10 protein-coding genes are annotated in these 12,036 nt (G+C 43.0%); 3 read left to right on the forward strand and 7 right to left on the reverse strand.

The features are described 5' to 3' along the window. Positions 1–8: 8 nt before the first annotated feature. The 7 genes from AC5FX4_RS20115 to norR all read right to left on the reverse strand — a co-directional run bounded on the left by AC5FX4_RS20115 (position 9) and on the right by norR (position 9,216). Positions 9–3,290 (reverse strand): response regulator, encoded by a 3,282-nt coding sequence (locus AC5FX4_RS20115; protein ID WP_493608199.1) that lies wholly within the window; start codon positions 3,288–3,290, stop codon positions 9–11. A 2-nt stretch (positions 3,291–3,292) separates the two neighbouring features. Next, positions 3,293–4,525: an ABC transporter substrate-binding protein gene (locus AC5FX4_RS20120; protein ID WP_493608200.1), complete on the reverse strand. Its 1,233-nt coding sequence runs from the start codon at positions 4,523–4,525 to the stop codon at positions 3,293–3,295. An 81-nt stretch (positions 4,526–4,606) separates the two neighbouring features. Further along, a complete protein-coding gene (locus AC5FX4_RS20125; protein WP_493608201.1) occupies positions 4,607–5,464 on the reverse strand; it encodes an alpha/beta hydrolase in 858 nt (285 codons plus the stop codon). Beyond that, on the reverse strand, positions 5,454–6,056 hold the full coding sequence (locus tag AC5FX4_RS20130; protein WP_493608202.1) for a TetR/AcrR family transcriptional regulator: 603 nt from the start codon (positions 6,054–6,056) through the stop codon (positions 5,454–5,456). Before AC5FX4_RS20130 ends, AC5FX4_RS20125 begins: the two co-directional genes overlap by 11 nt. A gap of 379 nt (positions 6,057–6,435) precedes the next feature. Continuing rightward, a complete protein-coding gene (gene bfr / locus AC5FX4_RS20135; protein WP_493608203.1) occupies positions 6,436–6,918 on the reverse strand; it encodes a bacterioferritin in 483 nt (160 codons plus the stop codon). 3 nt (positions 6,919–6,921) lie between these two features. Next, complete coding sequence (gene bfr / locus AC5FX4_RS20140; protein ID WP_493608204.1) at positions 6,922–7,392, reverse strand: bacterioferritin; 471 nt, start codon at positions 7,390–7,392, stop codon at positions 6,922–6,924. A gap of 246 nt (positions 7,393–7,638) precedes the next feature. Then, positions 7,639–9,216 (reverse strand): nitric oxide reductase transcriptional regulator NorR, encoded by a 1,578-nt coding sequence (gene norR, locus AC5FX4_RS20145; RefSeq protein ID WP_493608205.1) that lies wholly within the window; start codon positions 9,214–9,216, stop codon positions 7,639–7,641. Between the two features lie 147 nt (positions 9,217–9,363). Between norR and AC5FX4_RS20150 the strand changes: the two genes are divergently transcribed. Genes AC5FX4_RS20150 through hmpA form a run of 3 tightly spaced genes read left to right on the forward strand, consistent with a single transcriptional unit; the run spans position 9,364 to position 11,982 of the window. Continuing rightward, on the forward strand, positions 9,364–9,588 hold the full coding sequence (locus AC5FX4_RS20150; protein WP_493608206.1) for a hypothetical protein: 225 nt from the start codon (positions 9,364–9,366) through the stop codon (positions 9,586–9,588). Continuing rightward, positions 9,588–10,805 carry an NnrS family protein gene (locus AC5FX4_RS20155; RefSeq protein WP_493608207.1) on the forward strand — a complete coding sequence of 406 codons (1,218 nt, stop codon included), beginning with the start codon at positions 9,588–9,590 and terminating at the stop codon, positions 10,803–10,805. The genes AC5FX4_RS20150 and AC5FX4_RS20155 overlap by 1 nt, the downstream gene beginning before the upstream one ends. Positions 10,806–10,818: 13 nt before the next feature. After that, a complete protein-coding gene (gene hmpA, locus AC5FX4_RS20160) occupies positions 10,819–11,982 on the forward strand; it encodes an NO-inducible flavohemoprotein (protein WP_493608208.1) in 1,164 nt (387 codons plus the stop codon). Positions 11,983–12,036: the final 54 nt, after the last annotated feature.

The raw sequence follows: 12,036 nt of genomic DNA on the forward strand, positions 1-12,036 counted from the left end.
AGCGGCTGTTAATGCCCTGTGTGAGGCAGCCATTCAAGCAATTTGCCGAGCAGTACGTCGGGATCTATTGGTTTTGCAACATAGTCGTCCATACCACTTTCTAAACATTTGTTTTTATCTCCCACCATTGCATTCGCAGTCATGGCAACTATAGGCACTTTAAGATAGTGTGGTCCAACGTGTCCACTTCGGATCAGCTTGGTCGTTTCGTAACCATCTAATTCTGGCATTTGGCAATCCATTATAATAAATGTGTACTGATCTTTGTTCTGAGATTGTTTCAATAAATCAAGCACCTCATTACCATCTGCAGCTACATCAACTTTATTAAGACCAAATTTTTGTAGCATGCTCGTGGCAACGATTTGATTAACCTGATTATCTTCTGCAAGCAAAATTCGCACGCCGCTGTCCCATTGAATACTATCAAACGCGAGCTCGTTATTTTTTGATTTTGCGCTACTATCACGCGCTTTTAGCTGTGGATCATTAGCTTGTGAACTGAGTATATTTAACGCAGCAAAAAGGTCCGCAGTCGTCACAGGTTTTGGAAAGTAGCCGGCAAACCCTTGTGCCGTAAAATAACTTTCGTCTTGTTTGTTATTCATTTCTGTCATGGCCACCAATTTCATTGCTGCAAATTCCGGTGTTTGAACTAATCTATCGGCCAGTTGTGAACCGTTCATTTGCGGCATATCCAAGTCAATCAAAGCGAGATCAAAGCATTTTCCTGACGCGCATACCGTTTCATCACAGTGTGTAATTGCTTGCCCTGCTGAGTCCGCCCCTGTTACACGGGCACCCCAGTGTTGTAGCTGCTCAATCAGCACATCTCGTTGTTTGGCATTGTCATCAACAACCAAAATATGGTGCGAAGACACATCAAGCGGTGGTTTGACATATTCAGAAGCGGCGCTCTTGCGTAAAAGCAGGTAGAAACTAAAACAGCTCCCTCGCTTAGGAGTGCTCGATACCTGCACTTCTCCATTCATTAACTCGCATAACTTTTTCACAATCGCTAATCCAAGCCCTGTTCCACCATACTTGCGAGTTGTAGAAGCATCTACTTGCGAAAAAGATTTAAACAACTTCTGCTGCTGCTCTTTAGAGATCCCTATGCCAGTATCACTGACAGCACAATCAAAACGCCAAAAATTAGGCGCGTGTTCAGACAAAGAAGCTTCAATCACCACTTCTCCATGACCGGTAAACTTAATGGCGTTGCCAACCAAATTTGTCAGAATTTGCCGTAACCGGCCAGGATCACCTTTTACCAATGATTCATCCACTTGGGTCATGTTAATCACCAACTCAATACCCTTTTCTTGAGCCTGAATGGCGCATGATTCAACAAAGTCTCCTAGCATTCTGCGCAAGTCAAATTCAAGCACTTCGAGTTCAAGTTTGCCTGCATCAACCTTCGAAAAGTCTAAAATGTCGTTTATCAAGTTAAGTAACGACGTTGCACTTGTCATTGCAACCTGTGCTCGATGATGTTGCTCCTCAGATAGTTCACTATTCAAAAGCAAATTCAACATGCCTAACACACCATTCATTGGCGTACGGATCTCATGGCTCATGGACGCCAAAAATTCACTCTTCGCCATGCTAGCCTGCTCAGCGGACACTTTAGCTTCTTTAAGTGCTTCTCGAGATTTTACCCATTCCGTAACATCTTGCTGAATTCCCACATAGGCTTTTAACTCGCCTTTAGCGTCAAACACAGGAGAGAGTTGTAGGCTATTCCAAAACGGTTCTCCGTTACGTTTGTAGTTAAGTAATCTGGTGGTTAGTTTTCTGTGCTCAGAGATAGCTTGACGCATCTGTGACGTGACATCTTTTGAGGTGTCTTTCCCTTGTAAAAAACGACAATTGGTACCTAAGACACGCCTATCGTAGCCCGTCATATCGGTAAATGCTTTGTTGATAAACACCAAAGGAAAATCTTTACCTTTAGCATCTGATATGGAAATACCGACAGTACATGACTCAATGGCTTCAACCAGCAGATCATTATGTTCTTTGGCTTCTTTGAGCGCACTTTCAAACATGCGTTGCTCGGTGATATCGGTTAGCGATCCAGCCATGCGTATCGCTCTGCCCTCATTATTTTTTTGAGCAATCCCTTTCGCACGATAATTTCGGTACTCTCCTGTCGCAGTACGCAATCTAAACTCGGTATCAAAAGGTTGATCGTGTTTAAGGTGTGCAATGATATGTTCATGAAGCCGTGTTTTGTCTTTAGCATGAACATGTTTATTCAAGGTATCGACTTGGTTGGGAAAGTTATCTGTATCGTGTGCATCAAACCCCAGCAATTCTCTAAAACGAGGGGCAAAGTAAATTTCTCGTTTTTCTAAATCCCAATCCCATAAACCGTCATGACTCCCTTTCACCGCTAATTTATACCGCGCTTCATTCGCTTTGGCTTGTTTTTCAGATACCTCCAACTGCTTAAAAGGGTTAAGCAAAAGTTGACGTCCAAAAACAAATAGAATGATTGATGACAATGAAAGGCTAATCGCGATTGCCCACGCAATATCTTGTTTAAACGATAGAATTTTATTTTCTATCCAACTGGTTTCTATCAAATATTCAAACGCAATACCCGTTGAGCCAATGAGTTGTTTTTCAATACTTAAGTAACTGCTGTTGGGATTTCTCGAATCATACGAAACCCAATCACTTTTTAATACAACCGCATTCGCCTCATCGGCCATATTTTGTGCAAGCAACTCATTCAGGCTTGAGTGAAATTCAGCAACCAATGCCCCCTCCGTAAAGCCATTATATTTTACCGGAACAGCCACTTTGAAATACGTTTGTTCGAGTACGACAACCCCGTCTACCTGACCATTAACAACCTTTTGCAGCCACAACTGTGTAATATCCGCCAAACGCTCTGTGGGCTGATTGTTGTACACTTCATCACCAAGAATATTAAAAACGGTTAACGACTCTTTTTTGCCTAAAAACGCGTAGTTTTGTAGAAAATCTGATAAAGATGCCTTAGAGCTGTCACTACCCATAATGCCTTGCACCAGAATGGGCGTTTTTGCTAAGTCGCTCAATAGCTGCTGTCTCGCCTCTAAAAACTGCTGCAAATATTGCCGAGTTAGCTGTGCTTGTGCTTTATGGGTGTTGATCTGTAATTCGGCCACCGTATCGTTCGCCCGCTGGCCAACTAAAAATAAGCTGATTAGGATGGATAACAGCAAACTCACAAGTAAAAATGCGTAAAATGTTCTATCCGTAGAACGCATAAAAAAGCGACTGATAAATTGCCCCATCGTTAGTTCAGCCCCTGTAAAGGCTGTGGTAACAAGGTCACACCACCATCTGTATCGAACTTTGCCATACAGAAGTCTGAAAGACCGAGCGCTTCATGCGCATCATCTTGCTGTTGAGACCAAATTGAAAATGGCTGTCGATACGTTTTTATCAGTCCAGAAATGGGCTCGCCAAGCTGCTCTAACCCGTCCCGTAACTGTACACGCACCTGTGCAACGTCCTTAGTCAAATCAACTTTTTGAAGTGCTTTTACTAACAACTTACCCAAGTCATAGCTATGGATGAATCCGGTGGGCGCGGGTAATGTCGCTGGCGTTTCAAACTCTTTTGGAAATAAACTTTGCGCGCGTTCAATAACTTGTTGCGCTATCTTACTTTGCTGGTAATCCCTTAATGAAAAACAGCTTTGAATGAAATGGAGAACAAGTCCTTGACCTAGTGCTTGTTCAACTGAATCGTAAAATACGCCACCCGTGATCCCCCAATGGCTTACGATGGGCAATTGCTGCGCTTTGGGGAAACTGGCCATCGCATTGACAAATTGCTCACCTTCAATCGCATTACCGACGAACATAATACAATCCGCGTCAGTTTGAATAATGTCACGAATCATGATTTTTGCGCCGTTTAGCTTAGTATTCCAGTTAAACCATGTTGTCGCAAAACTGCTATCTGCGCCCATAGCCTTACGCATTGTGCTCTCATTAGAGCGGCCCCATGGCGTACTTTCAAGTAGCAGATGCTTATTATTACAGCCCATTTTTTGCGCATGCTGAATAAGCGTATAACCGGCTTTGGTATCATCAATAGATAATCTAAAAACCCAATTCGTACCATCAGGGTACCGGGTGATCGGCCCGCCAGCAGCCCAAGGCACAAGCAGTAAAATACCATTTTCATTAATAAAATTTCGGTATTTTATGTATGGGGGGGAATGTAACCCACCTAAGACAAGCAGCGCATTTGAGTCTTTTAAAAATTGCTTCATATGCAGCAAACTACGATTACTATTCCCTCTGTGATCCTTTTCTACCAGCTGAATTTGATAGCCGTTTATTTGATTGTTCACTTGCGCAAGGGCTGTTAAAAGCCCCATTTTCATCGCATTGGCTGATTGCGAGTGGTTTGTATAATCAGAGTCGTGATAAATAAAATACACTGGCTTATCTTGCTTTGCTTCAACGCGCAACATCGTGCAAAACAAAATACAGGTAAGCCAAAAAAGATGTTTCATAGACACATTTGAAAAACAATTAGATTGCTTTAAAAATAGTCCAAATTTACTAAAATTGAAGTAGTTAGATCGTCAAATATGCTAAAAACTGGTTTTGATTGCATCAAGTTTTGTCGCAATTTTCTGCCACGTTAACTCGTGATTGATAACACGACCATGCCCCAAGCCTTGCGTGGTATAAAGTTCTATGTGGTCATGAATACTTGCTTGCTGTTTCGACAATGCATAATGCGCGAATCGGTCTTCTTCATCATGCACAATTAAAATGTCGTTATGTTTAGCTAAGTGTTGTTCAGGTAGCAAAGCACTGAAAGCCATATCATGTTGCTTTTCAACCCCTTTTAAAACTTGCTCAAATAAACGTTTTGATAAACCAGTCGATAGTATTCTTTGCTCAAAACCAGTATAAAAATCAAACGGCGGTGCGATTAAAACGTGTGAAGGTCCTGTTATTTTGTTAACTGCTGCAATACACCCCATCGAATGACTGATCGTACATACAACTGGCGCATCAATATGCCTAATAACCGCTTCAAGCGCTTTCACAAATAACGGTAAATTGGCTTCGCGTCCAGCGCTTTGCCCGTGGGCAAAGTGATCAAAACCAACAGCCTTGAACCCAAGGCTCGCCACCTTTTCCATCAATGGGTAAAACTGACCGGTGCTGCCACTCCAACCATGGGTAAATAACACAACTGGCCCGTTCCCAAGCTCAGTAATGTGAAGATCGCCCTCGATTGTGGACAATTTATATTCTTGACTGCTGGACGGCTTCGCAACTTTAGAGTTATGACGAACGGGCGTAAGCAACAAACGTCGAGCAAATTTGTTACCAACCCGTGGAGCAACTCGTGCAATAGTGCCTGACAGGAATTTCACCCCATAATATCCGGCATTTTTACGTTGGTTTTTATCCGAAAAATATATTTTACTGCTCATTGATAACTCCTTGATGGCGAGTAACTAAGCTGGTTAATGCATTTTTAAACCGAGTGTGCGAATCATCTTCGAAGCCAACCCAAGTCATGTGTTGAGAACCCAAATAAAGCGAATACAGCTCAAAGGTAAACTGTTTTGCATCTGTGTGAGCACAAAGCTCGCCCGTCTCAATCGCCTTGCTTACCAAGTTATTTAAATAGCCTAACCAATTTTGTAGTTGGGTTTTTACTTCCTCTCTAAGAGCACCTGGCTGGTCGTCGAACTCAACTGCCGCAGAAATAAAAATACAAGTACACGCTTGCTCTTGATACCAGCTTTGCCAACGGTCGCATGTTGCTAATAAGGCTTGTAAAGGTGACAGTTCTTGTGCTTTTACAGGCACAATAACCGTGTCTTTAAAAATCTGCTCGGCGTGCTTTAGTACCGATAACTGCAAGTTTTCTTTTGAATTAAAGTGAGCAAAAAGCCCTGATTTTGACATGCCTGTCGCAGCAGCCAACCCACCAATCGTTAAATCATTCAAACTTGTTGCAGTGGCAATGTTTAACGCCGTTGCTAAAACTTGCTGCTTAGTTTGTTTACCTTTGCTCATAAACCACCAAAATAGAACGAACGTTCGTTTTATATGTGTTTTTATATCACTTAGCAAGTAAAATTTTACAATGTGGATCGCAGAAAATTGTCAATGGCTGCATCAAAACACTGATTTTATTGAACTTTATTTGACAAAGAGATGTGTTTTGAACTGATTTTTGGTGGGCCGTACACTCAATTGGCTCTCAAAGCTTAAACCTAACTTGGTTACCGTGTATGTTGACTGTTTGTGCTTTCTATATGCCAGCTGCCAGTCAAACGAAAAGGATAACCGCTAAAAAACGGTTACGAAGCTGGCCACTTACGCAAGTAAGCCACAAAAAAGCAGCGCTCTTGGCGCTGCTTGACGTTGAGGATACACAACACACATTTCACAACTAAGTTGGATCGCTACCCATTTGGCTTTGAATATAGTTTGGTAAACCAATCAGCTTGATTAAACCCAAGTGTTGCTCGAGCCAATAAATATGATCCATTTCGGTATCATCTAAAAGCTTTTCGAGCATTTCTCGAGTGACATAATCTTTCTCTTTTTCACACTCAGCAATAATGCTACGCAGGCTTGCCGCCACCGTCACTTCCGCAGCGAGGTCGTTTTCAAGCATCTGCTGAACATTGTCACCAACATGGATAGGTGCCCTTGACGCCGTATCTGGTTTCCCTTCTAAGAACAAAATACGCTCAATGATGTTCTTTGCATGATCGAGTTCTTCATCGTATTCATGCGCCAGCTTATGACCCAACTTACCGATCCCCCAATCTTCATACATTTTTGAATGTGCCAGATACTGGTCCATTGAAGTCAGCTCCAAAGTGAGTTGCTTATTCAACAGATCAATGATTTTTTGACTGCCTTGCATGAGTTACTCCTCAATCTGCGATTGCAGATAATTTTCAATACCTGTGTGCTTAATCAAGAATTGCTGCGCTTCTATCCAGTCGACATACTCTTCTTCGTATTCGAGAATGTCTTCCAAAATTTCGCGACTCACAAAGTCTTGTTCTTGCTCGCACAAGGCAATGGCAGATTTAAGCTCAGGAATTTGCTCCATTTCAAAGGCTAAGTCACAATCCAGCATTTCTGCCGTGTGCTCCCCGATACGCAGTTTCTCGAGGTGCTGTAAGTTTGGTAACCCCTCTAAAAACAAAATTCGTTCGATTAAATCATCGGCCTGTTTCATGTCTTTGATTGATTTTTTATAGGCCTTTTCGTTTAACTCTTCCAAGCCCCAATTTTTGTACATTCGAGCATGGAGAAAATATTGGTTAATGGACGTTAGTTCTAACGTCAAAATGCGATTTAATACACTCAGTACTTGCTTATTACCCTGCATAGGGCCCCCTTTCAAAACAAACACACGCCCAATAAACCTAGTTCAAAATAACTACAACGCAAGACCGTTCTGCACTAAGAAGTAATTTAATATATTCTTTTAAAATAAATAACTTAGAACATAATTGAGAGTGATTCACATTGCTAATCGCAGTTGTAATTACAATGCTTTTTTCGTAGTTCTTTAAGGCCCGTTGAACACTCTAAATTCAGTGCTCAACGTCACTTAGGTTCAGCAGGAATGAGTCTATAAATGCTTTTTAATTTCAATGTTTAGCCGCTTAGCCAAACGTACTAAATTTGCCCTATCGAGTTCTAATGAGCGCGCAGCAGCTGACCAATTTAGATTATTTGCTTCAAGAGCTTGTATAATTCTTGTGCGTTGAAACTCATCAACCGCCTGTTTAAGTGGCATAGATGTATGTTGATTATTTACTGTGCTTGGTTGCGAAAGCGCAACTGAAGTTGGTGCTTGTAACTCACAATTGCGAGGTTCAATCCTAATGATATCTGCGGGCCACTGGGCTTGTTTCGCCCTGAGTGCACTTCGGCTGATCACATGTTCGAGTTCTCGAATGTTGCCTGGCCAATCATAGGTTTTCAAAGTTTGCTCAAGTATAGAATTCAATGTGAGTTGTTTAATACCTAATTTTTTGCGCGCTTGCTCGATAAAAAATCCAGCAAGCAGGGAAATGTCATCTCGACGCGCACGCAATGGTGGTACGTTGATAGGATATACACTTAAACGATGGTACAAGTCTGCACGAAAGCGCCCTTGCGCAACTTCGTGTTCCAAATCACGGTTTGTAGCAGCAATCACGCGAACATCAACTTGCTCGGTTTTATCCGCACCGACGGGTTGAATTTCGCCGCTTTGTAGTACACGTAGTAGCTTACTTTGGATACTGAGTGGCAATTCACCTATTTCATCTAAAAAGATAGTGCCACCATCCGCCAACATAAATTTACCTTCTCGACGCTTATCTGCACCCGTGAATGCGCCTTTTTGATGACCAAAAAACTCACTCTCCGCTAAGTTTTCCGGTAAAGATGCACAGTTTACCTGTACAAAGGCTTGTTCTGCACGCGCAGAGTATTTGTGGATATTACGTGCCACAAGCTCTTTACCCGTCCCCGTCTCACCATGCACCAAAACACTAAAATCAGAGCTGGCCACTAGCTCAATATCACTTTTTAACGATTGCATCTGAGCGCTTTCACCAACCATATCAAGAGGCGCCTGATTGAGCGCAGATACCAGCGCGTTGCCATGCTGCGCTTGACGAAGTAGTTGCTCATTGTACAAAGCGCATTTTAGCTGCGTCGCAACAATATCACTGACATGTTGCAAAAACGATTGGCTATATTTGCTAAAACTCGCAGGCGTTAAACTGTCGAAAGTGAGTAGCCCCAATAAAGTTTGTTGATCATGCAACGCCATGCCCATACAGGCATGCACTGGCATATCTCCTTCGGTCGCAAGTAACAAGCCATCATAGGGATCTGGTAGCGCGCAATGCTCATCAAAACAAAGTGGGCCATTTGCTTGGCTGATTAATTCCAAACGCGGGTGCGCATTTAATTCAAAGCGCCGGCCAAATGTATCTCGCGTCAATCCCTCTAATGCCACAGGAATGAGTGTGCTATTTTGATTCAGTAATAAAGCAACTGCATCTGAATTAATACACGCCTTCACAGCCCGTACTACCGCACTGTAAAACCCGTTTACAGATTGGTTTAATTGCGAAGGCTGCGCCTGTGTCAGCGTTACACTCAAGGTTAAGAGTTGAGATAAGTCTTGCGAATTCAAGTCAAAATGACTCATATGATTATTTTTGAATAAACACAAAATAAGTCAATATGACTCACAATGCAAATCATAAAATAATAAAGCATTGATTTTTAGAACTTTTAATTTTGGCACAAAGGCTGCTATTACAAATTATCATTCATCGATAAGTAGCTTTTGAACATGCCAGATACCCGCTTCATTTTGACCGCAGCAAACACCGCTTTGGTGATGCTCACCCTCATTTTCAGCGCCAGCATAGGGGCAAGCTACCCCTTAGCCGATCACTTTAGTTTATCGGCTCAAGTCGCACTGCACATTTCAAGCATCGTGATCGCTGCCTTGTTTAAAATCAGCTACGTGGTGCGCTGCGTTTGCCAATACCAACTTGGTATGGAGGTAAAATAATGCGCCCTATCAATCTTGACGAGCCCATTGCGACCAAAGCGCCATGGTATCAAATTAATGAATGGCCCATTTTCATGCTTGCGTTTAGGCCTCTCTTTTTAGGCGCTGCGATTTGGGCCGTGATTAGCGTTGCATTATGGTCCGGTATCTTGATGGGTAAAATTGCATGGAGCACGGAGATCCCCGCAACGCTTTGGCACGCCCATGAAATGATCTTTGGTTTTGCTGGCGCAGTCGCGGTCGGCTTTTTGCTTACTGCCGCGCAAACCTGGACAAATGTGCCTAGCGTCAGTGGCACCCGGCTTGCCGTGCTCACTATGGTTTGGGCTGCAACGCGTTATTTATTTTTTACACATACGGATCTCTTATGGGCTTTGCTGATTGGCCAATGCACTTTTTGGCTCGGTGCTATTGTGTATTTAAGCCATATGCTGCTCAAAGCCCATTCTAAAAATAACTATATTTTTATCTTCATACTCGCCGCTTTATGCACTTTTAACATGCTGTTCATTGCGCTGATGATGCAGCAAGACTTTACTATCGCTCGAGTGTTTAGCCATGTTGCAGTATTGATGTTTATGCTCTTGATTGGGGTTGTCGGCGGGCGGGTGATCCCATTTTTCACAGCCAGAGGCCTTGGCCTTACAACGCAAGTACGCACACCAACCATCGATAAATTATTACTCTGGGTAAGCCTACTTGGCATGTTTGGCTTTGTACTTAGCCAAGCCTTCTCGCTGCCACTCAACCCAGGGTACCTCATCGCGTGTGCCGCATTGTTACACCTGATCCGCGCAGTGCTTTGGTTTGAGCGTCGCATTGTAAAGGTAGCGCTACTTTGGTCACTGCAATTGGGCTACACACTCAGTGCAATAGGTTTATTGCTAGTCGCATGCAGCTTCTTTTCAACCTTAGTGAGGCTCTCAGATGCGCTTCATTTGATCACACTCGGCGGTATGGGACTGGTCATTATCTCTATGATATCGCGCGTATCGCTCGGGCACACAGGCCGCTCTCTGCAAGTGCATCCGTCAATGTCTATCGCATTTGTTGTCGTCGCACTTGGCGCGTTATGCAGAGCACTATTACCCAGCTTTATCAGTTCGCATTTGGCTTGGCTATTGAGCGCAGCACTTTGGTGTTTTGGATTTAGTTTTTTTGTTTATCACTATTTTACCGTACTGACGCAACGACGCGTCGACGGTCGTCGTGGTTAATTTTGGAGTATATATGTTATCTCAACGCACAATCAGTTTAGTCAAAAGCACGGTTCCCCTGTTAAGTAACGCGGGTACAGCCGTTACTGAGCATTTTTATCAACGCATGTTCACTCATAACCCAGAGCTGAAAGATGTTTTCAACTTGAGTAATCAACACAGTGGCAAACAGCAATTTGCATTATTCAACGCACTGGCCGCATACGCCACTTATATTGATAATCCGGCAGTGTTAAGTGAAGCAATTACGCGTATTAATCACAAACACGTCAGCTTAAACATTCAAGCCGCACACTATGGCATAGTTGGCCACCACTTGATTGAAACCTTAAGAGAACTAGTGCCTGAGCAATTCACACCAGACATTGAGCAAGCATGGCGCGAAGCATACGGTTTCTTAGCTGACTTGTTCATTACCCAAGAAGAAGGGCTATATCAACAAAGTGAAGACCAGCTTGGTGGATGGCGAGGAACCAAAGCGTTTACTATCGCTAACATCGTTCAAGAGTCAGCAAATGTGAAGAGCTTTTATTTAAAGCCCAGCGATGGTGGCCCTGTTGCTCGCTACCAAGCCGGTCAATTCATCGCATTAAGCGTAAAACCCGCTAAAAGCGAGCACATTCAAATTCGTCAATATTCTCTTTCTCAAGTGAGTAAAGACGATCATTATCGTATCAGCGTAAAACTAGATGGATTAGTCTCTGAGCATTTACATCAACTATCTCAAGGTGACGTTCTAATGCTCTATCCGCCAGCGGGGGATTTTGTTCTCAAAGACACACACGTTGATAAAGTATTCATTAGTGCCGGTGTGGGTATCACCCCCATGATGGCTATGTTAGAACAAGCACTTGAAAATGAGTATACTGGACAGGTCAGTTTTATCCATGCGTGTGTTAGTGAAGCCGAACACAGCTTTAAACAGCCGATTCAACTCAAAGCGCAGCAATATGAACAGTTAAGCACTGAAATTTGGTATGAACAAAGCGAGTCTGGCGACCAAACTGGGCGAATTCTGTTAACCCAAAGTCATATACCGTTACCATTGCAGGGTGGCGAATTTTATCTGTGTGGCCCAACGCCATTTATGGCAAATATTAAACAACAACTACTTGAAATGGGTGTAGATGAGGGGCGTATTTTATACGAAGTATTTGGCCCACATGAAACGCTATAATACTTAAATAAGCGGTAAGGCACTCAGTTGCGAGGCCTTACTGCACTGACGCTA

This window comes from Pseudoalteromonas sp. ATL1 (genome assembly GCF_058933015.1).

Bases quoted from the DNA above. Each gene is read 5' to 3' on its own strand.
- bfr (WP_493608204.1), bottom strand. From the start codon at position 7,392: ATGCAGGGTAATAAGCAAGTACTGAGTGTATTAAATCGCATTTTGACG.
- AC5FX4_RS20155 (WP_493608207.1), top strand. From the start codon at position 9,588: ATGCGCCCTATCAATCTTGACGAGCCCATTGCGACCAAAGCGCCATGG.
- AC5FX4_RS20115 (WP_493608199.1), bottom strand. From the start codon at position 3,290: ATGGGGCAATTTATCAGTCGCTTTTTTATGCGTTCTACGGATAGAACA.
- AC5FX4_RS20150 (WP_493608206.1), top strand. From the start codon at position 9,364: ATGCCAGATACCCGCTTCATTTTGACCGCAGCAAACACCGCTTTGGTG.
- hmpA (WP_493608208.1), top strand. From the start codon at position 10,819: ATGTTATCTCAACGCACAATCAGTTTAGTCAAAAGCACGGTTCCCCTG.
- AC5FX4_RS20120 (WP_493608200.1), bottom strand. From the start codon at position 4,525: ATGAAACATCTTTTTTGGCTTACCTGTATTTTGTTTTGCACGATGTTG.
- bfr (WP_493608203.1), bottom strand. From the start codon at position 6,918: ATGCAAGGCAGTCAAAAAATCATTGATCTGTTGAATAAGCAACTCACT.
- AC5FX4_RS20125 (WP_493608201.1), bottom strand. From the start codon at position 5,464: ATGAGCAGTAAAATATATTTTTCGGATAAAAACCAACGTAAAAATGCC.
- norR (WP_493608205.1), bottom strand. From the start codon at position 9,216: ATGAGTCATTTTGACTTGAATTCGCAAGACTTATCTCAACTCTTAACC.
- AC5FX4_RS20130 (WP_493608202.1), bottom strand. From the start codon at position 6,056: ATGAGCAAAGGTAAACAAACTAAGCAGCAAGTTTTAGCAACGGCGTTA.